Consider the following 25818-nt stretch of genomic DNA (forward strand, 5'->3'; position numbering starts at 1 on the left):
ATTGTAAGATATATCTTTCAAAAAAGGCTTGCTTTAAAAAAAGTAAGCCTTTATCGGTTATACCCTACAACGCCGACATTTAAGTATCTTTAATTATCTAAAAACCAAACAGATGATTAAAAAGTACATTTGCTTTATTTTCTTAGTTCTTACATTTTTAAGCACTTCTTATGCGCAATATGGATCTCGCGTTACCGTAAAGGGAAAAATTGTAGATAATAAAACCAAAAGAGCAGTAGAGTTTGCAAACATAGGCTTTGTGGGTGCAGCTATAGGAACTGTATCTGATGTTGACGGTAATTTTAGCCTCAGCTTTGCGCCAGGTTTACTTTTGGCTACAGATAAATTTCAGGTGTCTGTAATAGGTTATGAGCCACAAATATTTTCAAAAAATGATGTGCTTAAGCAGGTAGGAAAAGATTTTTTTATTTCGCTTAAAGCGAAACCATATAGCCTAGATGAGGTCATAGTAGGAGAAACAAAACGAACTAAAAGTACCGTAGGTGATCTAGATTATGACGACCGAATTATAGGGTACTGGAAAGATGTAGAAGGACTAGGAGGAGAGATTACTACTAAAATTAAAATACGTCGTAAAAACACAAAACTTCACAACCTCCAGTTTAAGGTTTTAGAAAATGGGGCAGACAGTCTCCTTGTGCGTGTAAATGTGTATGATGTAAATCACTACGGCCTTGTGGGGCAAAATCTCTTATCACAAAGTATAAAACACACCATATCTACAAAACAAGGTCTAGTCTCTATACCTCTTGAAGATTATGGAATCTATGTGCACAGTAATATCATTGTGGGTATAGAACTCCTAAAGGTATATGGAAGACAGATAGGCTTCTCACTAGCGGGTAGTATGAGTAAGGGTACTTCCTTCATACGTTACAAAAGCCAAGATCACTTTAAGCCAGTAGAGAATACCGCTATGGCGTTTAGACTTGACGTTTCAAACCCAGCACGTAAAGGGAGTGGTCCAGAAAAAAGGGATATTCCAAGTATGATTACACTCTACTGGGACGCATCTACAGTGCATAAAAATAGAAACCTTGAAAGTGAGATAGCACTAGTGAGTGATCTCCTCAAAAAGACAAAAGAAGCTCAGGTAGATGTGATAAAATTTTCTCAAGGTTATGAAGAGACAAAAACCTTTTATATGCATAAAGGGAAGGCCGCACCCATAATATCATATCTTAAAAACACGGCCTACGTGGGATCTGCAAACTTTGAAAACCTCACTAGGCCAGAATTAAAAGAGAATGCCGCTGTCATTTTAGTAACTCAAGGACAAACAGTGATTTCTAAAATAACACCTAGCTTTCCCTGCCCTGTATTTGTTATTTCGAGTAACTATGATGCAAATAAAAAGAGTCTTGAGGACCTGGCTCTATTTACAGATGGCGATTTTCTTGATGCCTCACTAGAGGATAAGAAAGACCTTATAAAAAGATATACGCACTTTATAGAAGATCGACCTGTACAGGAGTTACCCACTTCTTTTGCTTCGGGTGGGGTAAGTTATCAAGGCAAACAAGGAGAAATAAAACTACAGGGCGCAAAAGTGACATTGCAAAACTCTTTTAGAACCGTAGAGACAGACGTAAATGGGTCATATCGCATTGCTGCAACCCCTGGAGATATATTAGAAATTTCATTTCCTGGTATGGAAAACCAAGCCATAAAAGTAGGAGAAAGAGGCAGGAATAATGTAAAAATGATTGCGACCTATGATGTGCTAGATGAGGTGATTCTGACTTCAAAGAAACAAGAAGAGGTGCTAGTACAAACTACGCAAGGTTTACGCAATGAAGATGCCGTAGGCTACAAAAACAACCTCATAGATGAGAAAGAAATCACAGCAAAGTATACAACACTGGGGCAAGTATTACGAAGAGAGGCAGGCGTAGAGGTAAGACTAGACGTTTTTACCCGTAAGGAAGTCTACATCTTTCCGAGAACATTTTATAACTCTATCGAAACACCACAACCACCTATTATAGTTATAGATGGCGTTATCTATAATCAAACAGATGCTACAGAGCTCCCACAATTAGATATGCAAAATGTAAAATCTATAAATACAAATTCATCTCTTATTGCAACAACACTTTATGGTAGTATCGCTGCTGGAGGTGTTATAGAGATTAAAACAAAGACGGGTAACACAACCACAAAGGCGGCAAAGAAAAAGGCATCTGCACTAGCAACGGGTAATACCTATACAGAGCAGGTACCAGTTTTTGAAAACGCTCGTGTAGTTTCTAATACCTATAAAGCATTACAGCAAGGGTCAAGTCTAGAGGGTAGTAAAGAAGTGTATTTTAATCTCCTTAAAAGACGTACTAACCCTGGCATCTCATTTTATATGGATGCTTATAATTACTTTAAAGATCTAGACGCACAGTTTGCAGAGCGCATTGTTACCAGTATTATCGCTGTTGCACCAGAAAATAAACAAGCATTGCGTACGGCTACTTTTGCACTTCAAGAGTTAGGACTAGATGATAAAGTAGTGTCTGTAGTAAAGCATATAAAAAGCATAGCACCTCGTGATGTGCAGTCATATCTAGATCTTGCACAAGCATATGATAGTAACGGTGATTATCAAGCTGCTTTTGAGGAGTATAAAACTATTCTAGCAAATCAACTTGAGGGAGTCAACTTTGAAAGCATTCAAGAAACAGCCGAAAATGAACTAAGAAGACTTGTAAAAATGCATAAGTCTAAGGTGTCATTTACAGATTTACCACAGTCACTTCTTGATGTCTCTTTTTCAAAAAAGAGACGTCTCGTGTTTGAGTGGTCAGATCCATCTGCTCAGTTTGAAATACAATTTGTAAATCCAGAAGGTAAATTTTTTACTTGGGATCATACAATGTATAAAAATCAAGAAGTAATGGCTTCACAACTCAGGACAGGGACTCTTGTAAAAGAGTTTGAGCTAGATGATCTATCACAAGGCAATTGGATAATTAACCTTAATTACGTTGCAGACTCAGCGATTACTAAGACCACACCTTTCCTTACCTACACCAGCTATGAGGATTATGCGACAGACACAGAAAAGAAAAAAGTAAAAATCATCCCGCTAGCTCAAATCACTAGCAAAGTGACAATAGATAATTTCATCATCAATTCATCAAACTATGAGAACTAATGTATACATCATTACCTGCCTATTGCTGGCAAGCTTATCGCTTAATGCACAAACCATTTTTAGAGGAACCGTGGTCGCCGCGGGGTCAAAAACGCCTATTGAAAATGCAAAAATAGGTGTCACAAATCAAGGCGTGGGAGTCACGAGCAATGCTCAAGGAGCCTTTTCTTATAAGAAATATCACGAGACCCTGTCAGACACAGATCAGCTCATCGTATCTGCACCAGGTTTTGAAACCATACACTTAAACGCGACAGATGTGAGAGCCTTGCTCAATAGATCTAGCGCTATTGTTTTAGAAAAGGGCTCACCACAAGAAACCCCAGCAATTACACATCTCAAGATATTTTGGGATATCTCTGAGGGTATGCAAGATCGCAACCTCAATAAAGAACTTGCTTTTGTAAAACAATATTTGGCAGCTCTTAATTATCCTAAGGTTACCCTTGAGGTGTTTAATAAGGATATCATAAGAACGGAGGTTTGGAAAAAGTGGGATGGAGATATGGACCGCTTTCGCGAAAGCGTAACCCAGCAAACCTATAATGCTCCGTCTAATTATAGCATACTAAGTCTAGAAGGTGCAGATGCCGTTTTATTACTCTCAAATGGAGTGCCTAACTATGGTAAATTTAATGCAGATCAAGATATTCCAGTTGTACCATATACCACAGTACAAACTACCGAAGGCCAGCAATACCTCGCTGCACTGGCTAAGTATACTTCTGGCACTGTAAAAAAAGCAGTTGCTCAAACACCAGTTGTTGAGAATGTAACCCCAACAGTAAATCGCACAAACCGCATATATTCTGGTGAGATAACGTCACTTACTCAAAAAATATCTGGAACCGTAAAAAGCCTGGGGAAACCATTACAAGGAGCAACCATCGTAGTAAAAGGAGATTTAAAAGAATATACTACAGATGCAAATGGTGTTTTTCAAGTAGAAGCAGCAGCTGGAGATATACTACTTGTACAAGCGCTAGGGATGTTTCCTAAGGCAGTAGCGGTACAAGAGCAAAATAATTATGATATAAAAATGCTACCTAGTAGTGATCAACTAGAGGAGGTGGTGCTTACTGCAAGTCGTGAGAAAATTTTTGCAGGTGATAAAATTATAGAAGGTACAAATGAGCCTAATATGCCAGGAGGCATAACGAGCTTAGGAGATTTTTATATTACAGATAAAGATATCACACCAGATGGACAAAGTTTAGAACGCGTATTAAGAAAGAATTTTAAAGGTGTACAGGTTAGTTATACAGAAAGGGGTGAGGTAGTCACCATTTTTGGTAAGAGACCTAATTGGATTGTAAATGGGAAAATGGTGAGACAAGGACAACCTATACCATTATATATTCCAGATAATGAGATTCTCTCTGTAATTATAAAAGACAACCCACTTTCTACAAATATTAAATATGGAGGAGAAGGAGACCGAGGCTTACAAGTACTGGTAACTACAAAGAGTTATAGAAAAGATGCTATTAAAAATACAGCCCTTGTAACCGGTAATAATTATACAGAAGAGGTAAAAGACCGCTCTACTACTGCGGCACAAGTGACGGGTGTGGTTACAAGTCCCAACGGCCCCTTACAAGGCGCAGAAGTTGTACGTAAGGGCTCCCTAGATATTGCTTACACAAAGGCAGATGGCACTTTTGAGCTCACAGCAAAAAACGGAGATATCCTCATTATCTCTAGCCTAGGGATGTTTACAAAGGAGATTGCGGTTACAGATGAGAAGCAGTATGCTGTAGCGTTGTTACCTAATAGTGATACACTAGATGAAGTAGTATTATCTACTAAAGTTTCTAAAAGAGGTGAACTTTATGCTTTAAAAGATTCGTTGCAGTTAGGCAAAGGATATACGTCTCATTTAATACTAAGAGAAGAATTTGAAAACAAAGGGTATACAGATGTTATTAGATTAATTGGAGGTAAGACCCCAGGTACATTTGTTACCGGGTTATACCCTAATCAAGTGATTCTAAACACTAGAACAGGAAGTGGAGGGTTTGCTAAGCCTTATGCAGTCGTTGTAGACGGTTCAATAAAAGATCAAGAAATTTTCAATTTCTTAGATCCAAATACTATCGATATGATAGAAGTAATTCCGGGGCTTTCGGCGTCTATTAAATATGGTCCTGAGGCTGTAAATGGTGTTATAGTTATTACAACTCTTAATTCTTTTGGCGCAAGACAACAACCGAAACCTAAATCTGCCCTTGTAACCGGTAATGATTATACAGAAGAGGTAAAAGACCGCTCTGCTACTGCGGTACAAGTGACGGGAGTAATAACCTCAGGAGCAAAACCTTTAAAGGGAGCTGCAATCACAAAAAAAGGCACCTTTAACGAGGTATATACAGATGCAAATGGCCGTTTTACCATCACCGCAGCTATAGATGATGTCCTTGTAGTGAGTGCACCGGCTATGTTTACAAAAGAGGTGTTGATAGAAACTCAAGATATGGGTGCTATTACCTTAACTTCAAAAAGCAATGACCTAGATGAGGTCGTGCTAGAAGGGCGTGAGCGCGTAGATAACACGGTAGAGACAGCTTATGGTAAAACCAGTGGTGATAAAATAGGCTATGCCACAGGAGAGATTAGTACAAGAAATTATAGTGCTGGGTACACCAGCCTAGACCAGCTCATAAAGGGTAAGGTAAGTGGCGTGACGGTAAACAGTGGTCTACTCACAGGCCAAGTAACTACTTATAAAATACGTGGCGGCTCGCAATCTATTACAAACGAAGTACCTCCTATATGGATTGTAAATGGAACTCCATATCAAGACCCTCCATCATTTTTGGATGTAAACCAGATAGACAATATCTCGGTACTTAAATCTGTGGTCGCAACCTCTCGTTATGGGTCGCTTGCAGCAGGAGGGGCTTTTCTTATAAAAACCAAAGAAGCAAATTTTGAGGCAAAGGCTGCCAAAAATAAACAGAGCGCTCTAGTTTCTGGTAACGAGTATACGGGTGATGTTACTGGTAGTATAGACACCGCATTGCCTTCGTATATTTTACGCTTTCGCGAAAGCGGAACCCCGCAACAGCAATTTGCACTTTACAAGAAGTTGTCTCGTACCCAAGAGTCACCACTGGAGTATTATGTAGATGCCGCACAGTATTTTCAAACCATAGACCCAAAACTTGCAGATGAGGTGCGCTCAGACCTTGCCTATATCGCTCGTAATAATACAAAGGCACTACGTACACTGTCATATCTATATGAACTAGTAAATGATACGGGAAATATCGTGCTTGTAAATGAGCGCATTGCAAAAATTGCTCCAAGTGAGTCTCAGTCTTATCGAGATCTAGCACTGTCTTATCAAAATGATGAGCAGTATGATAAGGCACTTGAGTTGTACATAAATATGCTGGGAGAGCAAATAATGGGCGTAAACTTTAACGGCTTAGAGAAGCCACTGCGCAGTGAGTTGAGCCGTCTAGTTGCATTACATAAAGATAAAATAGATTATAGTAGATTGCCTAATGAGTGGCTACGCACAGACTTTAAGGTAGATATGCGTATGACCATAGATTGGTCTGACAAGTCGGTTCCTTTTGAGTTTCAGTTTGTAAACCCACAAAAGAAGTTCTTTAAGTGGACACACACGCTAGAAGAAACCAGAGACCGCCTTAAAGGCGAACAAAAGGAAGGTTTTCAGACCGAAGAGTTTATTATAGATGACGCTCCTGCTGGAGAGTGGTTAATTAATGTACAGTATCTAGGCAATGAGGGTGATTATGTATTACCTCCATTTTTAAAATACACCGTATACCGCAATTATGGGACTCCAAAAGAAACAAAGGAGGTACGTGTTATAAAACTATTTAAGCAGGTGGATAAAGTGACACTTGGTAAAGTGACGATGTAAACCCTAAGTCATAATTTTATATTGTAAAGCCCTCTTTTGAGGGCTTTTTGTATGCTTATACGAGCACACTTCTTAATGCTAGAAAATAAGATTTTTATAACAGCTAAGCATTTTAAAATCGAGTATCTTGTTGTTCTTAAAGAAGAACAAATCTTAGGTGTCTACATATCTTGATACCTTATACCAAACAGATTTAATGAAGACAGAAAAAACACTACCAGGTAATACAGCACTCCCATCTACCGCAGCAAATCTTGCAAAACTTATCGCTCAGGAAGATGGTGATTTTAAATACAAAGTAGAAGATTACTTTCAGACGCCAGAGGCGTACGCTTTTAAACTTTCTCCAGACGGAAATTATCTCTCGTATATGAAGCGTCGTGATGGCGGTAAACGTGATTTGTTTTTAAAAAACACAACCACTCAAGAGGAGCTATTGCTTGTAGAGCAGCAAGAAGATCTAATACGTAGCTACTTCTGGGCGAGCCCAGATAGAATAGTCTATTCTCAAGATAAGGGCGGTGATGAAAATTACCACCTCTTTGGCGTAAACTTAGATGGTAGTGGTAATGAGGAGCTCACGCCTTTTGATAATGTGCGTGTAGGCGTACTTGCCACGCTCAAAGAAGATAAAGACCACGTTATTGTGCAGATGAATAAGGATAATCCTGCGCAAGAAGAGCCTTATAAACTCAACATTAAAACGGGTGCTATAGAGAAGCTGTATGCCGTAAAGGAAGGAGATAACCCTGTGGCTGGATACGATTTTGACAAAGATGGAAACCTAAGAGCCATCTCAAAAATTATAAACGGTGTCGATATGGAGCTCTTCTATAACGTAGAAGGCGAGTTCAAAAAAATAATGGAAGTTCCCTTTGGAGAGTCCTTTGGTATTATTCGGTTTGATTATGCTTCAGATAATCCAGATGCGGCATATGTAATCTCAAATTTCGAGACAGATAAGACAGAAATACAACGTTACGACTTAAAGGCAAATAAGGTGCTCGAGACAATGTATAGAGATGATACGTATGATGTGAGCGGGATTACGCTTTCGCGAAAGCGCAATTACGAGATTGATTACTACTCACATAACGGTGAGAAGGCAGTCATAGTGCCTGTAAGTGAAACTTATAAAAAAGTGCAGGCACGGTTACAAAAAGATTTTGGCGACAAAGATTTTTATGTAGTAGGAAGAACAGACGATGAGCATAAAATGATGGTCGTAGTAACTAGTGACCGCATTATAGGTGAGTATCATTTATATGATGTAGAAAAGGATACAGTTACCTTACTTTATAAAATACTCCCACAACTGGAGGAGGAAGATATGGCTGCTATGGAGCCTATCACTTTTACCAGTAGAGATGGTGTGACCTTACACGGGTATCTCACCTTGCCTAATGATATCAAAAAGGGAGAAAAAGTGCCTATGATTGTAAATCCTCACGGTGGGCCTCAGGGTATACGTGATAGTTGGGGTTTTAATGCAGAGGCACAACTTTTTGCTAGTCGTGGCTATGCGACGTTGCACGTAAACTTTAGAATTTCTGGAGGGTATGGTAAGGAGTTTTATACCTCTGGTTTTGGCCAGATAGGCCGCAAAGCGATGGATGATGTAGAAGATGGTGTAGATTATGTGGTAAGCCTAGGAGCAATAGATAAAGATAAAGTAGCCATTTATGGCGCAAGTCACGGTGGCTATGCCGTGCTGCGTGGTATGACCAAAACACCAGAAAAATATGCCTGTGGTGTAGACTATGTAGGGGTGAGTAATTTGCACACCTTTATGGGTACGATACCGGCTTACTGGGAGAAGTACCGTGATATGCTACATACCATCTGGTATAACCCAAACAAGCCAGATGAGAAGAAAATAATGGATGAGGTATCTCCTGCACTACACGTAGATAAAATTGTAAAACCTCTTTTTGTGGTACAGGGAGCAAATGACCCTAGGGTTAATATAGATGAGGCAGACCAAATAGTAGCACAGCTACGAGCACGAGGGGTTGAGGTGCCTTATATGGTAAAGTATGATGAAGGCCACGGCTTTGGTAAAGAAGAAAACACTCTAGAGCTGTATAAAGCGATGATGGGCTTCTTTGCAACGCATCTTAAATAAATATTTTAGTAAGAGTTAAAAAGCCCTAAGCACTTATAATGCTTAGGGCTTTTTTATTAAATGCTCGCTAGGTTTATTTTGAACCCTCCCACTCAAGGTAGAATTGCTCCAGAAAACCTTCCATATAAGCGTGACGTTTTTGGGCAATTTTTTTTCCGGTCTTTGTGTTCATACGGTCTTTGAGTAAGAGTAGTTTCTCATAAAAATGATTGATAGTAGGAGCGGTACTCTTTTTATACTCATCTACAGTCATATCTAACTGTGGTTTGACCTCTGGGTCATACAGTTTGCGGTTTTTAAAACCGCCATAGTTAAACGTACGAGCAATGCCTATGGCACCTATAGCATCTAGCCTGTCTGCATCTTGCACAACATCTAGCTCTGGCGAGGTAAACTCTTGGGCCTTATTACCGCCTTTAAAAGAGATATTTTTTATAATCTGTACCACGTGCTCTATAACGGCGCTGTCACAGTTTTGACTTATAAGAAACTCGGTTGCCATTTTTGGCGCAACGGTTTCATCTCCGTTAAAAAATTTTGAGTCTGCAATATCGTGTAGCAAGGCTCCTAATGCAACTACGAGCTCATCTACAGGCTCACCTTTTGCAATGTGCATTGCATTGTTATAAACACGTTCTATATGAAACCAGTCGTGACCACCTTCGGCATTTGCTAGGGTTGCTTTTACAAAGGTGATGGTGTTTTCTATAAGAGTTTGCTGTTGGCTCATACTATAATTTAATAATGCTATAAAGATGGATTAAAGTTCGTGAGATTTATGGAGAGTAACAAGTCTGCTTTCGCGAAAGCGTGTATAAAAAAAGACCGCTCTATAAAAGCGGTCTTCGTATTGTTACAAGAAGTGTTGTACTAGCTTGCGTGCTCTTCAAAAGCATCCATAAGGTTTTCTGCAATCATCTCTGCAGGTCTTCCTTCAATGTGGTGACGCTCTATCATATGTACTAGCTCTCCGTCTTTAAAAAGTGCCATAGATGGGCTAGATGGAGGAAAAGGTACCATAAAAGAACGAGCAAGATCTGTAGCCTCTCCATCTACTCCTGCAAATACAGTATAGATGTTATCTGGCTTCTTACCATTAAGAACTGCGTGTACAGCCGCTGGACGGGCGTTACGAGCAGCACAACCACAAACAGAGTTTACAACCATAAGGGTTGTACCTTCTTTTTTCATTGCAGCTTGTACGTCTTCTGTTGTATGTAATTCTGTGAAGCCATTTCTGGTAAGGTCTTCACGCATTGGTTTTACTAAATCTGGTGGATACATAATCAATTTATTTTGAGTACAAATATACAAAAAGCATACCTTGATAATAAGACGGAAAAAATGGCAGATTATTACACAGTCTGATTATAGACATACAGAGGAGGCGGTAAGTATGGCGGGATGGCGTAACAATTAAATAGTCCTCACGTCTAATGGTTAGAACCCGTAAATTTGCGGGATAAGAATAGAATGTAAGTATGATTAAATATATAGGTGCTGTAGTAGGTTACTTTTTGGGACGTGGATTTTTTGGAGCTGTAATAGGATACTTTCTAGGTAGTGCTGTAGATATGTTTATGGACCAGGGTAAAAAAACGGGTCAAGGCGGTAGTACAGGCCAGCGTTTTAAAACCGTTTTTGAACAAGCTACACAGCAAAGTGTTTCTCCAGGAGATTTTGAGCTCAACTTGCTGTCGCTTGCTTCTATAGTCATTAAGGCAGACGGGAAGGTAAGTCAGAACGAGCTAGACTACGCTAGACAATACTTTGTAAGAGCGTATGGTAAGGAACGTGCAAATGCTACGTTTAGAACCTTTAACACAGTAATAAAGGATAGGGAGGTCTCTGCCACGCGTATATGTACCTATCTCAATAGTCGTACTCGCTATGAGGTACGATTACAAATTTTACACTTCTTATTTGGTATTGCACAAGCAGATGGTCACGTGAGCCAGCCAGAGGTAAACGTACTAGGTACTATTGCTGGATATTTTAGAATAAATCATCAAGATTTTGAGAGTATAAAAAATATGTTTGTTAAGAAAGCAGACAGTGCCTATAAAATCTTAGAGATAGATAAATCTGTTAGTAATGATGAGGTAAAGAAAGCCTTTAGAACAATGGTAAAAAAATACCACCCAGATAAACTTATGGATATGGACGAAGCCTACAGAGCCGGCGCCGAAGAAAAATTCCGTAATGTACAAGAGGCTTACGAGCAAATCCAGAAGGAACGCGGTATGTAATCTTACTATTTCTTTAAGAGTTCTTTGCGTTGTGGCTGCTTAACTTTGTTTAAAAAGACATAATGAAAAAGCCATCTACCCTATTTTTTGATGTAAATGAGACACTTCTTGATCTTAGTTTCTTAAAAGAAAAAATCACCACTGCACTAGATGATAGAGGAGAGCTCGTCTCGCTATGGTTTAGCACCTTATTGCATTACTCACTCGTGGCAAATACGATTGAGGCTTATAAAGATTTTGGCGAGATAGGCGTAGCCGCACTACAGATGGTAGCTGCTGGTAATGATATCACACTCACAAAACAGCAAGCAGAAGCTGCTGTAATAAAACCCTTTAAAACGCTTAAGCCTTATAGCGAGGTAAGAACATCGCTGCTAGCATTAAGAGAACAAGGTTTTAGACTTGTAGCGCTCACTAACTCTTCACAAAAAGGCCTTGAAGAAAAACTAGAATTTGCGGGTATTGTAGATTGTTTTGACACCTTGCTTAGTTGTGAGCCCGTTCAAAAATTTAAACCAGCCCCAGAAGTATATAACTGGGCAATGACTACTATGGGTGTACTACCCGAAAATGCAATGATGATTGCTGCACACGGCTGGGATATTGCCGGAGCGCAAAGCGTAGGTATGCAAACCGCTTTTATAAATAGACCTGGTAAACAGCAATATCCTCTTGTGCCAGAGGCAAATTATGTGGTAGATGATTTGAGCCAACTAGCAAGTGTAATCAAGTAATTCACTATTTAAAAACAACCTTTAAAGCTGCTTTGATAAAGGGAATTTTCGGAGCGCTTAACACCACCTTTAATTCATCTGCGAGGGATGACTCTTCATCTAGAAATCTAAAAATATGAGAAGCTTTTCCCTTTTTAAACATTCTGGTAAAAATTGAGGCACCTTGCTCGTTATGCTTTGCCAGTACTTCTAGTAATACCGCATCATAAAAGCGCCACCTGTTTTTAAGACTATAGGTTGTAAACGTGCTGTCGGTTTTTAAAAAAGTGATGAGATCCTTTGATTTTTTGAGCGTGTGGGTAAATGTGTACCCTGTACTCGCCTTTGTCCAGCCTCCTGCAGTTCCTATGTATAGTACGTGCGGTGTGTTGTGCTGTGTAAAATCATAGGTAGTCATAGGGATGCTTCCTTGCTCACGATCTATAATCTCATAGTTGTCTACACCTAGATTTTTGAGATAAGTTTTGATAGCATTTTCATATTCCGTTTTAGAGAGGAGTTTTTCAGAAAACAGGGTGTACTCTAAAAGTGCCTCTGTAGTAGATGTAGGTAAAACGTATATAAATCTACAATTTCCCTCCTGAGGAATGCTAAAATCCATATATGTAGCCTGTTTTGGGTCAAAAACAGGTTTTTCGGTCTTCACAAACCATCCTATAAAATGTTGCTGTAGTACAACAGCTTGCGTTTGCTCTTTGAGCAGGCTGGGTTTATAAATGCTATTAAGTACCGCAGGACTTTCAAATGCCCCTATGTCTGTAGTTACTGTTACTTTCCCATCTAGTGTGGTTATAGTGCTAACAGATGCTTCTATAAACGTGATATTGCTATGTTGCGATAATTCCGCTTTCGCGAAAGCGTACAAACCAGCGCTTTCTATCTTTTTATACGCGTAAGGCGCAATGTCGATATGACTATGCACTCCCTCACCTTTTATTAAAACCGAAGGCCAGGTATAAGAAACGATTGCTTCATAGATAGAAGGTTTTATCTCCCAGAAGCACCAAGTGCGGTCATTACTTTTATTAAGGTCTTGGTCTATGATGGCAATACTCTTTTTTGAAAAAAAGGGATCTCTTGCCATACGCAAGGCAGTAGTAAGTCCGGAAAGGCCAGCGCCTAGAATGATATAATCGTAGTGAGTTTGCACGTGATAAAGATACGTGTAAAAGATGGAGTGCTGTATCTTTGTAAGGTGACAAAAACGAGCATTCATAACAACATATTTACACTCTTACCTACGGGCACAATGTTCTGGGAGGAACAAGAGATTCTTTTTATTGCAGATGTACACTTAGGCAAGGTGGCTCATTTTAGAAAACACGGTAGCGCGGTACCGCAAGAAGCTATACTCAAGAATTTTGAATTACTAGACGAGGCTATTTCTTGCTGTGACCCCAAGGAGGTTTGTTTTTTGGGAGATCTTTTTCACTCGGCAATAAATATAGAATGGCTTTATTTTGAAAAATGGGTCAATGCTCAAGCAGCTCAGATTACACTCGTTACCGGTAATCACGACATCATAAATCCTGAGCGCTTTGAGCAATTAGGTATAAAAATGTTTGATGAGCGAGTGATTGATAAATTTTTGCTCACTCACATCCCTGAGGAGCGTGAGGGGTATTTTAATTTTTGTGGCCACATACACCCTGGGGTTAGACTAAAGGGTTTAGGAAGGCAAGTAATGAAGTTACCTTGTTTCTTTAAAAAAGAGAACCAACTTATTTTACCTGCCTTTGGAGAGTTTACAGGTAACTACATACTTGAGCCAGAGGCTGGTGATGAGGTATTTGTCGTAACTCCAGAGGAGGTGATTCTTGTTGAATAGATTTGTGATTATGTTAATACAGCAAGTCTTTCCACGGCTGTAACTTTACTAAAAATCAGTGATTATGAAAAAGACCTATGCGATTGTTAATTTTCTTTCTGTGTTATTAGTCCTAGCAGTAAACGGACTTTCACAAGCCCAGCGCTGGAATAATACTACGATAGGTGAAGCTTCAGATAAATATGAGAATTTATTTACTCCAGCAGGATATGCATTTTCTATCTGGGGTGTGATTTTCTTAATGCTCATAGGATATTCGCTTTTTCAAATACGCCGAGCTTTCTTTAGCAAGAAAGAATCACTGTTTATTATACAGACCGGCTGGTGGTTTGCTATTGCAAATTTTCTTAACGCAGCTTGGGTGGTTGCATTTACGTATGATTACATAGGATTATCTGTACTTATTATGCTAGGAATTTTGTCGAGCTTGTTACTCGTAATCTGGCGCACTAATATGGAACGTTGGGATGCTCCCGTTGAGGTCATTGGACTTGTGTGGTGGCCTATTTGTATTTATTCTGGGTGGATAGCCGTTGCTACTATTGCAAACTTCTCTGCCTTCTTTTCTAGTATAGACCTAAAGGGTACAGAGCTTAACGAGGTTGTGTGGACTATGGTAATGATTACTGTGGCTGTACTTATAAATGTACTTATGGTATGGTTACGTAATATGAGAGAGTTTGCGCTGGTTGCTGTGTGGGCACTTTTAGCGATATTCATAAGACATAAAGATCAATATGAGAGCATCGCTTACTACGCTTTACTAGGAGCAGTAGTATTAGTAATAATTACAATGCTACACGCTTTTAAGAATAAGGAAACCGCTCCTCATTTAAAATTCAAGGAACGGTTTCTTGATAATTAAACCATACTCTGCATATCACTTGCAAATGTAGGATATGCAAAAATCGTTTCTCTAAACTGTGTACAGGTTAACTTTTGCTGTATTGCCATTGCAAATAAGTTGATCATCTCACTTGCCTCTGGCGCAAGAATCTCAGCGCCAAGTATCTCATCATTTTCACCTTTAAGCGTTTTGTAGCAATAGTTCTTTGTGTTTAATCTTTTTACACTAAACCAGTCTGGAACGTGCTCACTTAGTACTTTATAAGAAATGCCTTGCTCTTTTGCTTGGTCCTCTGTGAGTCCTACCATTGCTAGCTGTGGTGTGGTATAAACTGCTGTAGGTATTGCCGGAAAATCATATTTGGTATGTGTTCCAGTAGCCAGTTGTACACCTACGTGTCTACCTTCCTTACTAGACAGTGGTGTGAGTGGCAGAGAACCAGAGTCTGCTACATCACCACAGGCATATACATTAGGGTTAGTAGTGCTTTGTAAATACTCATTGACCTTAATGCCTCTAGGTGTAGTTGCTACATTTCCTTTGTCAAGCGCAAGCATATCTACAGAGGGTACACGTCCAGAGGTATTAAAAACCATTTCGGCTTTTACGCTCTGCTCTTTGCCATCACGTGTATAAAAAACGCGTGTATTTTTTTGAAGCATTTCGGCGCGGATAACATCTGCATTAAAAATAAAATTGATTCCTATTTTTTTAGACTCTTCTTCTAAGAGACCTGTGATACTAGCATCAAACATTTTTAAAACACGCTCGCCACGTTCTATAATTGTTACATCTACACCGCAGCGTGCCGCGATATGAGCAAACTCCATAGCGATATAACCTCCACCCACAAAGATGATGCTTTCTGGAAGATCTGGAAGCTCAAGAAAATCGTCTGAGGTTTTAAACAACTCAGCACCTTCAAAGTGTAGCGGTCTAGGGATAAGACCAGAGGCAATAACGACCTTATCTACCGTTACTTTTTTACCCTCAACGCTTAGAAGACCTTCCTCTATAAATTGAGGCGACTGGTGGTACATTGTAACCCCTAGTTTATCTAGCGATTCTTCCGTTTTTATGGGCATTGCAGAGACAAACTTTTCTTTGAATTTTAGAAGTGCTTGCCAGTCTATTTTTGGGATTTCGGTCACGCCTACCGCTGCCATATCGCTCGTTCTAGCAATGATTTCACTGGCGTTAAGAAGTACTTTTTTTGGGTCACAACCTCTATTTGCGCAGGTGCCCCCATACTCACGATTATCTGCAATGGCTACTTTCATTCCTTCTTTGGCACAACGTGTTGCCACCTGTCTACCTGCGCTGCCCGATCCTATTACAAAAACGTCATAATGTTTAAATCCCATACCTTCTTTTTTTTATAAAGGTAGTGCGGTAATCTGCCTTTGGGTGTTATGGAAATTGTAAAATCTTAATCACGCTTTCGCGAAAGCGTACTCACAACCCATTCAAAATCTGTAAAAAATAATATTACTGCGGGTTTGTAAATCCGTCTACTACAGTCTTTGGTGTACCGTCTATGGCAAACGTATTGTGACGTAAATTTTTAATAAAGATGAAGAAGAAAATCACATAAATCATTTGTGAGCCTACCAGATCCCAGTCTTCCTTAAAAGAAGTTCCCGCCATTAATAATGTGATTAATACAAAACTTAGTGCTGCGGCAAGACGTGTTTTAAACCCTATAATTAATAAGATGCCAAGCACAAGCTCGACAATAGGTAGTCCAAAAGCGATAGGCTCCACCAGAGCGGGTGGTAACATTGTTCCCTCAAAACCTTTTGATAGTCCGCTGGCAAAGCCTTCCATTTTAGGAAGTCGCACTACCCCGTGCAATAAGAAGTTGATTCCTATGGTAATACGCGCGATTACAAATGCTAGCTGATGATCTGTCCAATGTTTCATACTTTAAAAGTAGAAAATAGAAGAGAGGTGTAATGTTATGAAAATGGTAAAAAGTAAATAGCGCTTTCGCGAAAGCGTTTAATCCATTCTATACAACAAGTAAAAGTGCAATTATTAATGACTTGTTATGTCTTTAGCAATTTTGTTTTTGGTCTTTTGTACAAATATAATGCGAGGTCTTTTTTAATGAAAATGAAGAAGGATAGTCCTGTTGAAATATACCTCTATATAAATGAATGGGGTAACTTTTTTTGTGAGAGACTACATACAAGTCACTTAGCTCTATACTTAAAGTACTTATGATTCATTTCTTCACCTTTTTTTGTTTTACCTGACATAAGGAGGTTATAAGATTCTAGGCGACGAATTATTTTTTTTTCTAGACCACTTGTCCTACGTTCATTAATATCTAGAGTTTTTAGTTTTTCTATTATTTCTCTAGCTTTTTCATATTTACCAGTAAGGCAAGCTGCTGTTAGTTTGTTATTGTATAAACCCCATAGAATAGATTTCTCCTTTTTATTTTCTACATCCAGCTGCGCTATTAGGTTATCACTCTCATCGATTAAAGGTTTAAACAGTTCATTAAGTCTTTTTCGGTATCCTAAACCTAGAGTGTCGTTACTCACTTTAAAAGTGCGTAAATTAGGATTATTTAAGTGTTGCTTAGCTTTATATATATTTCCCAGTCCTCCTGCTTTAAATTCTTTGTTGAGTTTATCTATACTTATTTCTGTATTCTCCACTACTGCGTTTAGTGCTTTGGCTTTCGGAAATTTTTTAATCTTAGAAACTTTGTAAATTGTATTTCCAAAACCTTGTACAAATCCCACATCGAATGCTCGCAAATAGTTTTGAGTAATGTTCAAGTTGTTATAGAATTCGTTTGCTATTAAATTTTTATCTGCGTCTTTTGAAACGTATACTTTTGCTTCTTTATAAGTTTTGAAGCCCGGCTTGAATCCTTTTTTCTTAGAATCTGGTTTGTGAGAATATCCTATATGTTCCTTTTCTTGAAATATTATTTCTTTTGTTTTTGAATTTTGAACCGTAGTTATAACGTCTATAGACCAGCTGTATTTGTAGGTGTATGGTAACGTTTGATTTAGATTTTCTTCAATTTTGACGTCTATGCGAGCATTTTCAATATCAACAACTAGAAGAAGTTTGTCGTCTCTTTCAAGTTTTACGTCTTTGTTATATTTCAACAATTTAAACATTGTTAATTTTGCAAATACATCTTCTTCCTTCCAAAAGGTGTTGAATTTTAAAGGATTAGAATTTCGAAGAAATTCACCATCTAAGAAAATCTTTTTTTCACCTCCATTAAGGTTTAAAACTGCACTGTATGATGTATATTTTTTTGGTAAAAATTGTGACGGAAGCTCATTTTCATAGGCATTTAATCTAACTTTTTTTGCCTTTTGTGCAGTAGAATTAAGTGTAAGTAATGTGAAAATGAGTACTAAAAAAAATTTCATAATTGGAGGTAAAGTTAGAGCGTAAAGTAGTGATTAAAAGTATAGGGTAGATGTTAAATTTATACACCTCTGCTTTCGCGAAAGCGTACTCAAGACTATCTTTGTAAAAAATCTTATTTCTTGAGTAAATCAGAACTCTCACAGCACTTTGCACAGTCTCTGCCACTGCAGAAACTAGGGGAAGCTATTGCCCATTCTCAACGTATACAAGTAAAAGGTCTCACGGGATCGTCATTATCTTTTGCTGTAAGTCAGCTTTTTGAAGGCCAAGAGCGCCCTGTATTATTAATCCTTAATGATAAGGAAGAAGCGGCTTACTATCTCAATGATCTTGAAGCCTTGCGCAAGGAAGAAAACGTACTCTTTTACCCTGGCAGTTACAGGCGTCCTTATCAGATTGAGGAGACAGATAATGCAAATATCTTGTTGCGTGCAGAGGTGCTTAATCGTGTAAACTCACGTAAAAAGCCAGCTCTTATCGTGACGTATCCAGATGCGTTATTTGAAAAAGTAGTGACACGTAAGGAGCTAGATAGACAAACGCTCAAGGTGACTGTAAACGATAAGTTATCGCTAGATTTTATAAATGAGATGCTCTTTGAGTATCGTTTCAAAAGAGTAGATTTTGTAACAGAGCCGGGTGAGTTTTCGGTGCGTGGAGGTATTGTAGATGTATTTTCATTTTCGAACGACAGGCCGTATCGTATAGAGTTTTTTGGCGATGAGGTAGATAGTATTAGAACCTTTGATGTTGAGAGTCAGCTGTCGTTAGACCAAGTAAAGAAAATATCAATAATGCCTAATGTGGAGAACAAGGCATTAGAAGAAACAAGAGCTAGTTTCTTAAAATATATATCTGCAAAGACAGTCGTTTTTATTAAAAATAGGTCGTTGTTATACGACCGTACAGATCAAAACTTTTCTAAAGCCGAAGAAGCTTTTGAAAACCTCTCACAAGAGGTAATACGCAACTCACCAGAAGAGCTTTTTTGTCACGGCAAAAATCTAAAAGAACAACTTGACTCTTTTACCACTATAGATTTAGGAAGTAGTGCAGAGGTAGGTGAGATAGAACATAGCATCACCTTTGATGTGGCGCCACAGCCATCTTTTAATAAGCAGTTTAACCTCCTTATAGAAAACTTAAATGATAACCACGCTCGTGGTTTTAAGAATATTATCACTTGTAGTAGTGAGCAACAAGCAAAGCGTTTTCAAGACATTTTTGATGATGCAGATGCTATTGTATCGTCCTATGAAACCATTGTGCTATCACTTTATCAAGGTTTTGTAGATAATGACACAAAAATGGTGGTGTATACAGATCACCAGATCTTTGAACGCTACCATAAGTTTAATATCAAAAATGGCTATGCAAAAAAGCAAGCCATCACGCTCAAGGAGCTTACTAACCTAAGTGTAGGTGATTATGTCACGCACATAGATCACGGTATAGGAAAATTTGGCGGACTCAAAAAGATAGACGTTGAGGGTAAAATGCAAGAAGCCATTAAGCTCATTTATGGTGAGCGTGACATCTTATACCTGAGTATACACTCATTACATAAAATCACCAAGTACAACGGTAAGGATGGTAAGCCGCCACAAGTATATAAGCTAGGAAGCCAAGCCTGGAAAAAGCTTAAAGCCAAAACAAAATCTAAGGTAAAACACATAGCCTTTAACCTTATAAAACTCTATGCAAAACGCCGCCTGCAAAAGGGATATGCCTTTGGGCCAGACACCCATATGCAGCACGAGCTAGAAGCGAGTTTTATATATGAAGACACTCCAGATCAAAGCAGCGTTACAGAAGATGTAAAACGCGATATGGAGAGCGATCGCCCTATGGATAGACTAGTGTGTGGTGATGTAGGTTTTGGTAAAACAGAAGTTGCCATACGTGCTGCGTTTAAGGCGGTAGATAACGGTAAGCAGGTAGCAATACTAGTTCCTACCACAATACTTGCCTATCAACACGCGCGTACGTTTAAAGAACGCCTTAAAGGTTTCCCAGTGACGGTAGAGTATCTCAACCGTTTCCGTACTGCCAAAGAAAAAAGAGAAGTGCTCGCTGGCCTCGAGAGTGGCGCGGTAGATATTGTGATAGGCACGCACCAGCTCACTAGTAAAAATGTCATTTTTAAAGACCTAGGTCTCCTAGTAATTGACGAAGAGCAGAAGTTTGGTGTAGCCGTAAAAGATAAACTTAAGACTATATCTGAGACCGTAGACACGCTCACACTTACAGCAACACCTATACCTCGTACCTTACAATTCTCACTTATGGCGGCTCGTGATCTTAGTACCATCACCACGCCACCACCTAACCGTTACCCTATAGAAAGTAATGTTGTGCGCTTCTCAGAAGAGGTGATACGAGATGCAGTCTCGTATGAGATACAACGTGGTGGGCAGGTATTTTTTATTCATAATCGTATAGAGAATATAAAGGAAGTCGCTGGCCTCATACAGCGCCTTGTGCCAGATGCTAAAGTAGGCGTAGGTCACGGCCAGATGGAAGGTAAAGCCCTAGAGGCAAAAATGCTCTCGTTTATGAATGGGGAGTTTGATGTACTGGTCTCAACCACCATTATAGAGAGTGGTCTTGATGTCCCTAATGCAAATACCATTTTTATAAACAATGCAAATAACTTTGGACTCTCAGACCTACACCAGATGCGTGGTCGTGTGGGACGAAGTAATAAAAAGGCCTTCTGTTATTTTATCACACCGCCATACTCTGTTATGACCGAGGATGCTAGAAAACGTATCCAGGCGCTAGAGCAGTTTTCTGTACTAGGAAGCGGTTTTAATATCGCGATGAAAGATCTTGAGATACGTGGTGCAGGAGATTTATTAGGAGGAGAACAGAGCGGCTTTATTAATGAAATAGGTTTTGACACCTATCAAAAAATCCTCAACGAGGCCATAGATGAACTCAAAGAAGATGAGTTTGCAGAGCTGTATAAAGATGATCCCGCTTTCGCGAAAGAAGAAAGAGAATACGTAAAAGACACTGTACTTGATACCGACTTTAGTCTTCTCTTCCCAGATGATTATGTAAATAGCATCACAGAGCGCCTTAGTCTATACACTGACCTGAATAATGTAAAAACCGAAGAACAACTAGATGCCTTTGAGGCAAAACTTGTAGATCGTTTTGGACCCTTACCAGATGAGGCCGAAGACTTGCTGGACTCTGTGCGCATTAAGTGGGTAGCAACTAAGATAGGCCTAGAGAAAGTAGTAATGAAAAACGGCAAACTCACAGGCTTCTTTATAGCAGACCAGCAGAGCTCTTTTTACCAGAGTCCTACCTTTGGTCGTGTGCTTAAGTTTGTACAAGAAAACGCATACCGCGTGAGCATCAAAGAAAAGAAACTGTCGAAAGGACTTAGACTTCTCTTAAAATCTGACGATGCAAAAACTGTAAATGACGTTGTCGCATTATTAAGACCATTGATGCCAGCGAGTACTCAAAAAGTAAGCGCAAAGATCTCAGGAGGTGATGAGTAAATCTTGGAAAAATTCGCTTGCGGTAATCGCTGCAATTATTACCATCATAGGTTTAGTAACTGGGAAGTTTCTCTTCTTTGTGATTTGGTTACCCTTGGGATGGTTATTTAACTCAAAAAAGGAAGATCGTGTGGACTAAGTATTCTTTTTTCTTATTGTGTATCTGTGTCTTACTGCATACATCAGTGAGTCGTGCGCAAGTACAAGATGCCGAAAAAACGGAAAGAGAATACCGAATTAAACCCGAGCTTGTACCACAAAACGCAATAGATTTTATTACCACCTTTGAGATAAATCGTTCTGTAAAATGGTTACAAGAAGTAGGTGATAATGGCGCTAGTATTGAAGCAAAGTTTAAATACAAAGGACAACGTCACAGTGTAGAGTTTACAACAGATGGTGTGCTAGAAGATGTAGAAATTGTCATTGGAATAGGAGATGTGCCGGAAGGCACTAGACAAGAGATAATCAGTTATTTCATCCAAGAATTTGATTATTTTAAGGTAGAAAAAATACAAGCGCAGTATAATAATACGGTAAAAGAAATAATAAATAGAACTGCAAAAAAGCTCGTAGCCTCAACACTCATTCCGCATTATGAGGTCGTTGCAAAAACACGTAATTCTGGTAAAAAATCAATGCGTTATGAAGTTCTTTTTGACGAGAAAGGAGCCTTCATAAGTAGGTCTCAAGTAAGCATACGACGTGATAATATTTTACGCTTTTAAGTATGTTTAAATTCTCATCCTTTATACTCATATTTTTTACGAGTACGTTACTTTACGGGCAATCGCTTTATGAAGTGGGTATATTTCCAGAAGTAAATATTGGCACAAAAATCAATGCGCTGTGGAACATCAATATAGAATTTGCGCCACGTTTTGAAGTAAGTGAAGGCGATTTTAAGGGTACTAATGATACAGATGTATTTTACTCCTTGCTAGATGTCACCACCGTTGCCACGCGCACTGTGGGAGTAGATGCAAAAGTGGGGATAGGATATTTAGCTCGTTTTCGTGATAAGGACCTTATACATCGTGCGATACAACAGTACTCATTTACTGTACCTTATTTTGGTTTCCGTTTGGGGCATCGCTTCCGTACAGATCAAACATTTAACGCTAGGCAAAAAGTTGAGTTTAGAGCGCGATACAGACTATCTTCAGATATATCGCTCAATGGTGAGTTTATAGACCCAGGAGAAGTGTATTTAAAACTAGGGAACGAGTATGTATATTCCATTCAAGGAGATGCAACAGATCTTGAGGTCAGGTTTGTGCCTACTTTGGGGTATTATGTAAACGATGCAAATAAACTAGAGGTTGGCGTAGACTACCGTATGGATTCATTTCTTAAAGCTACTGCAAATCATAGATTCTGGATAAATCTGGGGTATTACTTGAGTTTGTAGGGTTGCGCTTTCGCGAAAGCGTAAATAGCACAACGCATCATCAAACAACTTCTAAAGACTAGCCAACTTTTTTGAACTTTGAGGATTCAGATACCTTTTTAAAACTCCTCCTTTTACATTATTCACGTCAAACTCTACGATAAAAGCATCGGGATCGCAGGAGGCTATGAGCTTGTGTATTTTACGCAGGTGTATACGATTTATCACGGTTTGTATCACGCGGCGTTCATTATTTTGACCCGTACTGCCGTAACCTGCCGCCGCTTTGTAGACGGTGATACCAGTGCCTAGTTGGTTAAGAATCTTTTGTTCTATTTCTTCAGATGACGGTGATATGATAGTAATACCTATAAAGTCTTCAAATCCCTCTATAAAAAAATCGATAAATTTTGCTGTCACGATATAGGTAAGTATGGAATACAGAGCGACCTCTACACTAAGTACTAATGCAGTGATAATAAATAGAACAATATTGAATGCCAAAATGGTCTTACCTATACTTATTCCAAAAAGATCAAAGACATAAATTCCTAGAATTTCAGATCCGTCAAGTACCGCACCGTTGCGTATACTGATGCCAATACCAGCTCCTAAAAACATACCGCCAAAAATCGCAATGAGCAATTTGTCTTCAGTGATAATAGGAAATGACTCAACACCTATAAGGACTGCTAGTATCAAGATGGACATTGTACTTTTCAAAAGAATATTTCGCGAAAGCTTATAAAAACCCAACACTAGAAACGGAATACTCACAATAAATAGCAGTAAGGAGATGTCTAGATCTAACTTTTTACTTAATAAAATAGCGATACCCGTTGCTCCACCATCCAGAAACCCATTAGGTAGCAAGAAGGCCTTGAGGCCTATACTCGCGAGGGCAATACCTATAGCAATTTGTACATACTCAGAAAGTGATTTTAATATCTTTGCCATACCTTTTGGTTTTATGTTAAGATAGTTATTTCTCTTTCTTTTCTAAGCTCATTACAAAATTTATGAGGTCTGTATCTGCATCTTTACCATAGGCACTCGTAAGGCAACCTTTTATTGAATCATTAGTCTCTATCAAAAATAAAATCGAACTATCCCCTGGGTCATTCATTCCCTCGTGCCTGCAATATTCTATAAGTGTGAGGTCTTCTATTTGATACCAGCGATTATTAGTTCTACACAATAAACGCCCCTCTCTATACATAAAATCTGACGTAAAACCTGCGACTCTCGCTGCTGCTATATCTTCTGTTAGGGTGTTGCTTTGTGAGAGAATCATAAAGTAAGGTTTTGAGTACGCTTTCGCGAAAGCGTGATTAAAAATATATTAGCTCCAGTTGATAATGCAGAGGTAAAGCGGCATTCCCAGTGTGATATTAAAGGGAAAGGTAATGGCAAGTGCCATAGGTAAGTATAGGCCTTCGTTTGCTTTAGGCGCAGCGAGTTTCATAGCGGCAGGGACTGCAATATAAGAGGCACTTGCTGCAAGTATGGCAAACAGCAACCTGTTACCCACAGATTCTGTTATAAAACCACTTAGTAAACTTACGATAATACCATTTACAATAGGGACGGCAATTGCAAATACATAAGGAAAAGCGCCATACTCTTTCAGGCTTCCTATTTTTTTACCACTTGAGATTCCCATATCTAGTAAAAAGACAGCTAGAAAACCTTTAAAAATATCTGTGGTAAAAGGAGCAATGCCTTGTGCTTGTGCATCGCTTGCCATAAAACCTATGACGAGACTTCCTATAATTAATAGCACACTCCCATTAGTCACAGAGTGCTTGATAATACTGCCCATAGAGATAGTCTTATCTCTGTTTGCCGTAAATAGCATCATAAGAAGCACTCCTATTATAATAGACGGCGCTTCCATAATGGCCATAACTGCAACCATATACCCGCTATATGCAATTTGCTCCATATCTAGATAAGCGACTGTGGTAACAAAGGTTACAGCACTTACAGAGCCGTATGCCGCGGCGATAGCCGCGGCATTTTGAACTCCGACGCGCTTTTTGAGCGTAAAAAACGCATACAGGGGAACTGAAAGAGCAAGGACTACTCCAAAAATTAATGACCAGACAATTTCCATATTAAACGCTGAGTGAGCAAGCTCTTGTCCTCCTTTAAAACCTATAGAAAGTAGGAGGTAAAGAGAAATAAACTTTGAAGAACTAGGCGGTATGGCTAAGTCACTTTTGAGTTGTACCGCTAGTAATCCTAAAAAGAAAAACAAGAGGGCAGGGTTGGTCAAGTTATCAACCAGTAGATGTAAGTCCATAAAAGAGGGTTAGGTGTCTTAGTGTGGTAATTACTTTTTGATGCGTATCTCTACAGTGCTTTTTATTTCTAGTTTACCTCCATCTGCACGCACGTCACTTAAAAAGCTTTTTAATTTTCCTTTCTCATCTAGTAACTTTATAATACGTCCACTATCATACTCACAGGCATCATCTATGTTACCTTCTGTGCGGCTTAAGCGTTGTAATTTGTGGAAGTTGATCTTCTTATCAAGCATTGCGTGTAAGATATCTCCAGCTTCGGTTGCTGTAAATACTCCATCTATAAGGTTGATTTTTTGATCTGTCATTGTTGCAGTTTCTGTTTGTAATGTTTTCATAGTAAATGATTTTTTTA

At 39.0% G+C, this 25818-nt stretch carries 21 protein-coding genes; 11 read left to right on the forward strand and 10 right to left on the reverse strand.

Translation table 11 applies throughout. The features are described from left to right. The first annotated feature begins 112 nt into the window (after positions 1 to 112). The 3 genes from ACJJVM_RS08430 (at position 113) to ACJJVM_RS08440 (ending at position 9186) form a co-directional block, all read left to right on the forward strand. Positions 113 to 3166 (forward strand): carboxypeptidase-like regulatory domain-containing protein, encoded by a 3054-nt coding sequence (locus tag ACJJVM_RS08430; protein ID WP_405211391.1) that lies wholly within the window; start codon positions 113 to 115, stop codon positions 3164 to 3166. Beyond that, positions 3156 to 7061 (forward strand): carboxypeptidase-like regulatory domain-containing protein, encoded by a 3906-nt coding sequence (locus ACJJVM_RS08435; protein WP_405211392.1) that lies wholly within the window; start codon positions 3156 to 3158, stop codon positions 7059 to 7061. The genes ACJJVM_RS08430 and ACJJVM_RS08435 overlap by 11 nt, the downstream gene beginning before the upstream one ends. Positions 7062 to 7257: 196 nt before the next feature. Further along, positions 7258 to 9186 carry a prolyl oligopeptidase family serine peptidase gene (locus ACJJVM_RS08440; RefSeq protein ID WP_405211394.1) on the forward strand — a complete coding sequence of 643 codons (1929 nt, stop codon included), beginning with the start codon at positions 7258 to 7260 and terminating at the stop codon, positions 9184 to 9186. 73 nt (positions 9187 to 9259) lie between these two features. Here ACJJVM_RS08440 and ACJJVM_RS08445 read toward each other — a convergent pair whose 3' ends face one another. Then, entirely contained in the window at positions 9260 to 9916 is a 657-nt protein-coding gene (locus ACJJVM_RS08445) for an HD domain-containing protein (protein WP_405211395.1), read from the reverse strand. A gap of 140 nt (positions 9917 to 10056) precedes the next feature. Further along, positions 10057 to 10470 carry a BrxA/BrxB family bacilliredoxin gene (locus ACJJVM_RS08450; RefSeq protein WP_298349456.1) on the reverse strand — a complete coding sequence of 138 codons (414 nt, stop codon included), beginning with the start codon at positions 10468 to 10470 and terminating at the stop codon, positions 10057 to 10059. 197 nt (positions 10471 to 10667) lie between these two features. On the opposite strand from ACJJVM_RS08450, the gene ACJJVM_RS08455 reads away from it, so the two are divergent. Together ACJJVM_RS08455 and ACJJVM_RS08460 are read left to right on the forward strand one after the other, a co-directional pair. Continuing rightward, on the forward strand, positions 10668 to 11435 hold the full coding sequence (locus tag ACJJVM_RS08455) for a TerB family tellurite resistance protein (RefSeq protein ID WP_405211396.1): 768 nt from the start codon (positions 10668 to 10670) through the stop codon (positions 11433 to 11435). Between the two features lie 62 nt (positions 11436 to 11497). Continuing rightward, positions 11498 to 12169: a haloacid dehalogenase type II gene (locus tag ACJJVM_RS08460; RefSeq protein ID WP_405211397.1), complete on the forward strand. Its 672-nt coding sequence runs from the start codon at positions 11498 to 11500 to the stop codon at positions 12167 to 12169. A 4-nt stretch (positions 12170 to 12173) separates the two neighbouring features. Here ACJJVM_RS08460 and ACJJVM_RS08465 read toward each other — a convergent pair whose 3' ends face one another. After that, the gene (locus tag ACJJVM_RS08465; RefSeq protein WP_405211398.1) at positions 12174 to 13385 is read right to left on the reverse strand and encodes a lycopene cyclase family protein; all 1212 of its coding nucleotides are present in this window, start codon (positions 13383 to 13385) and stop codon (positions 12174 to 12176) included. A gap of 33 nt (positions 13386 to 13418) precedes the next feature. Between ACJJVM_RS08465 and pdeM the strand changes: the two genes are divergently transcribed. After that, complete coding sequence (pdeM, locus tag ACJJVM_RS08470) at positions 13419 to 13997, forward strand: ligase-associated DNA damage response endonuclease PdeM (RefSeq protein ID WP_405211399.1); 579 nt, start codon at positions 13419 to 13421, stop codon at positions 13995 to 13997. A 64-nt stretch (positions 13998 to 14061) separates the two neighbouring features. Further along, positions 14062 to 14862: a tryptophan-rich sensory protein gene (locus ACJJVM_RS08475; protein ID WP_405211401.1), complete on the forward strand. Its 801-nt coding sequence runs from the start codon at positions 14062 to 14064 to the stop codon at positions 14860 to 14862. On the opposite strand, the gene ACJJVM_RS08480 is transcribed toward ACJJVM_RS08475, so the two are convergent. The 3 genes from ACJJVM_RS08480 to ACJJVM_RS08490 form a co-directional block, all read right to left on the reverse strand. Continuing rightward, a complete protein-coding gene (locus ACJJVM_RS08480) occupies positions 14859 to 16208 on the reverse strand; it encodes a dihydrolipoyl dehydrogenase family protein (RefSeq protein WP_405211402.1) in 1350 nt (449 codons plus the stop codon). The genes ACJJVM_RS08475 and ACJJVM_RS08480 overlap by 4 nt on opposite strands. A gap of 124 nt (positions 16209 to 16332) precedes the next feature. Further along, complete coding sequence (locus ACJJVM_RS08485; RefSeq protein WP_405211403.1) at positions 16333 to 16767, reverse strand: DoxX family protein; 435 nt, start codon at positions 16765 to 16767, stop codon at positions 16333 to 16335. 272 nt (positions 16768 to 17039) lie between these two features. Then, positions 17040 to 18248, reverse strand: a complete 1209-nt coding sequence (locus tag ACJJVM_RS08490) for a hypothetical protein (RefSeq protein ID WP_405211405.1) — start codon at positions 18246 to 18248, stop codon at positions 17040 to 17042. A 120-nt stretch (positions 18249 to 18368) separates the two neighbouring features. Between ACJJVM_RS08490 and mfd the strand changes: the two genes are divergently transcribed. Genes mfd through ACJJVM_RS08510 form a run of 4 tightly spaced genes read left to right on the forward strand, consistent with a single transcriptional unit; the run spans position 18369 to position 23178 of the window. Next, positions 18369 to 21767, forward strand: a complete 3399-nt coding sequence (gene mfd, locus ACJJVM_RS08495) for a transcription-repair coupling factor (RefSeq protein WP_405211406.1) — start codon at positions 18369 to 18371, stop codon at positions 21765 to 21767. After that, entirely contained in the window at positions 21760 to 21906 is a 147-nt protein-coding gene (locus ACJJVM_RS08500; protein WP_298349430.1) for a hypothetical protein, read from the forward strand. Before mfd ends, ACJJVM_RS08500 begins: the two co-directional genes overlap by 8 nt. A 46-nt stretch (positions 21907 to 21952) precedes the next feature. Continuing rightward, on the forward strand, positions 21953 to 22495 hold the full coding sequence (locus ACJJVM_RS08505) for a hypothetical protein (RefSeq protein ID WP_405211407.1): 543 nt from the start codon (positions 21953 to 21955) through the stop codon (positions 22493 to 22495). Positions 22496 to 22497: 2 nt separating this feature from the next. After that, positions 22498 to 23178, forward strand: coding sequence for a DUF2490 domain-containing protein (locus ACJJVM_RS08510; RefSeq protein ID WP_405211408.1), 681 nt, complete (start codon positions 22498 to 22500; stop codon positions 23176 to 23178). 51 nt (positions 23179 to 23229) lie between these two features. Here ACJJVM_RS08510 and ACJJVM_RS08515 read toward each other — a convergent pair whose 3' ends face one another. The 4 genes from ACJJVM_RS08515 to ACJJVM_RS08530 are packed head-to-tail and all read right to left on the reverse strand — an operon-like array spanning position 23230 to position 25801. After that, positions 23230 to 24114 (reverse strand): YitT family protein, encoded by an 885-nt coding sequence (locus ACJJVM_RS08515; RefSeq protein WP_298349422.1) that lies wholly within the window; start codon positions 24112 to 24114, stop codon positions 23230 to 23232. A 25-nt stretch (positions 24115 to 24139) separates the two neighbouring features. Continuing rightward, positions 24140 to 24451, reverse strand: coding sequence for a hypothetical protein (locus ACJJVM_RS08520; protein ID WP_405211409.1), 312 nt, complete (start codon positions 24449 to 24451; stop codon positions 24140 to 24142). Positions 24452 to 24499: 48 nt separating this feature from the next. Continuing rightward, positions 24500 to 25462 (reverse strand): sodium-dependent bicarbonate transport family permease, encoded by a 963-nt coding sequence (locus ACJJVM_RS08525; RefSeq protein WP_298349417.1) that lies wholly within the window; start codon positions 25460 to 25462, stop codon positions 24500 to 24502. A gap of 30 nt (positions 25463 to 25492) precedes the next feature. Then, positions 25493 to 25801 (reverse strand): hypothetical protein, encoded by a 309-nt coding sequence (locus tag ACJJVM_RS08530; protein ID WP_405211410.1) that lies wholly within the window; start codon positions 25799 to 25801, stop codon positions 25493 to 25495. Between the last annotated feature and the right edge of the window lie 17 nt (positions 25802 to 25818).

This window comes from Dokdonia sp. Asnod2-E02 (assembly GCF_045063915.1).
Classification (GTDB): domain Bacteria; phylum Bacteroidota; class Bacteroidia; order Flavobacteriales; family Flavobacteriaceae; genus Dokdonia.

Coding starts and splice junctions, on each gene's coding strand:
- ACJJVM_RS08525 (WP_298349417.1), bottom strand. CDS start 25,462: ATGGACTTACATCTACTGGTTGATAACTTGACCAACCCTGCCCTCTTG.
- ACJJVM_RS08485 (WP_405211403.1), bottom strand. CDS start 16,767: ATGAAACATTGGACAGATCATCAGCTAGCATTTGTAATCGCGCGTATT.
- ACJJVM_RS08450 (WP_298349456.1), bottom strand. CDS start 10,470: ATGTATCCACCAGATTTAGTAAAACCAATGCGTGAAGACCTTACCAGA.
- ACJJVM_RS08500 (WP_298349430.1), top strand. CDS start 21,760: ATGAGTAAATCTTGGAAAAATTCGCTTGCGGTAATCGCTGCAATTATT.
- pdeM (WP_405211399.1), top strand. CDS start 13,419: ATGTTCTGGGAGGAACAAGAGATTCTTTTTATTGCAGATGTACACTTA.
- ACJJVM_RS08430 (WP_405211391.1), top strand. CDS start 113: ATGATTAAAAAGTACATTTGCTTTATTTTCTTAGTTCTTACATTTTTA.
- ACJJVM_RS08515 (WP_298349422.1), bottom strand. CDS start 24,114: ATGGCAAAGATATTAAAATCACTTTCTGAGTATGTACAAATTGCTATA.
- ACJJVM_RS08490 (WP_405211405.1), bottom strand. CDS start 18,248: ATGAAATTTTTTTTAGTACTCATTTTCACATTACTTACACTTAATTCT.
- ACJJVM_RS08440 (WP_405211394.1), top strand. CDS start 7,258: ATGAAGACAGAAAAAACACTACCAGGTAATACAGCACTCCCATCTACC.
- ACJJVM_RS08530 (WP_405211410.1), bottom strand. CDS start 25,801: ATGAAAACATTACAAACAGAAACTGCAACAATGACAGATCAAAAAATC.
- ACJJVM_RS08465 (WP_405211398.1), bottom strand. CDS start 13,385: ATGAATGCTCGTTTTTGTCACCTTACAAAGATACAGCACTCCATCTTT.
- ACJJVM_RS08435 (WP_405211392.1), top strand. CDS start 3,156: ATGAGAACTAATGTATACATCATTACCTGCCTATTGCTGGCAAGCTTA.
- ACJJVM_RS08480 (WP_405211402.1), bottom strand. CDS start 16,208: ATGGGATTTAAACATTATGACGTTTTTGTAATAGGATCGGGCAGCGCA.
- ACJJVM_RS08520 (WP_405211409.1), bottom strand. CDS start 24,451: ATGATTCTCTCACAAAGCAACACCCTAACAGAAGATATAGCAGCAGCG.
- ACJJVM_RS08455 (WP_405211396.1), top strand. CDS start 10,668: ATGATTAAATATATAGGTGCTGTAGTAGGTTACTTTTTGGGACGTGGA.
- ACJJVM_RS08510 (WP_405211408.1), top strand. CDS start 22,498: ATGTTTAAATTCTCATCCTTTATACTCATATTTTTTACGAGTACGTTA.
- ACJJVM_RS08475 (WP_405211401.1), top strand. CDS start 14,062: ATGAAAAAGACCTATGCGATTGTTAATTTTCTTTCTGTGTTATTAGTC.
- ACJJVM_RS08445 (WP_405211395.1), bottom strand. CDS start 9,916: ATGAGCCAACAGCAAACTCTTATAGAAAACACCATCACCTTTGTAAAA.
- ACJJVM_RS08460 (WP_405211397.1), top strand. CDS start 11,498: ATGAAAAAGCCATCTACCCTATTTTTTGATGTAAATGAGACACTTCTT.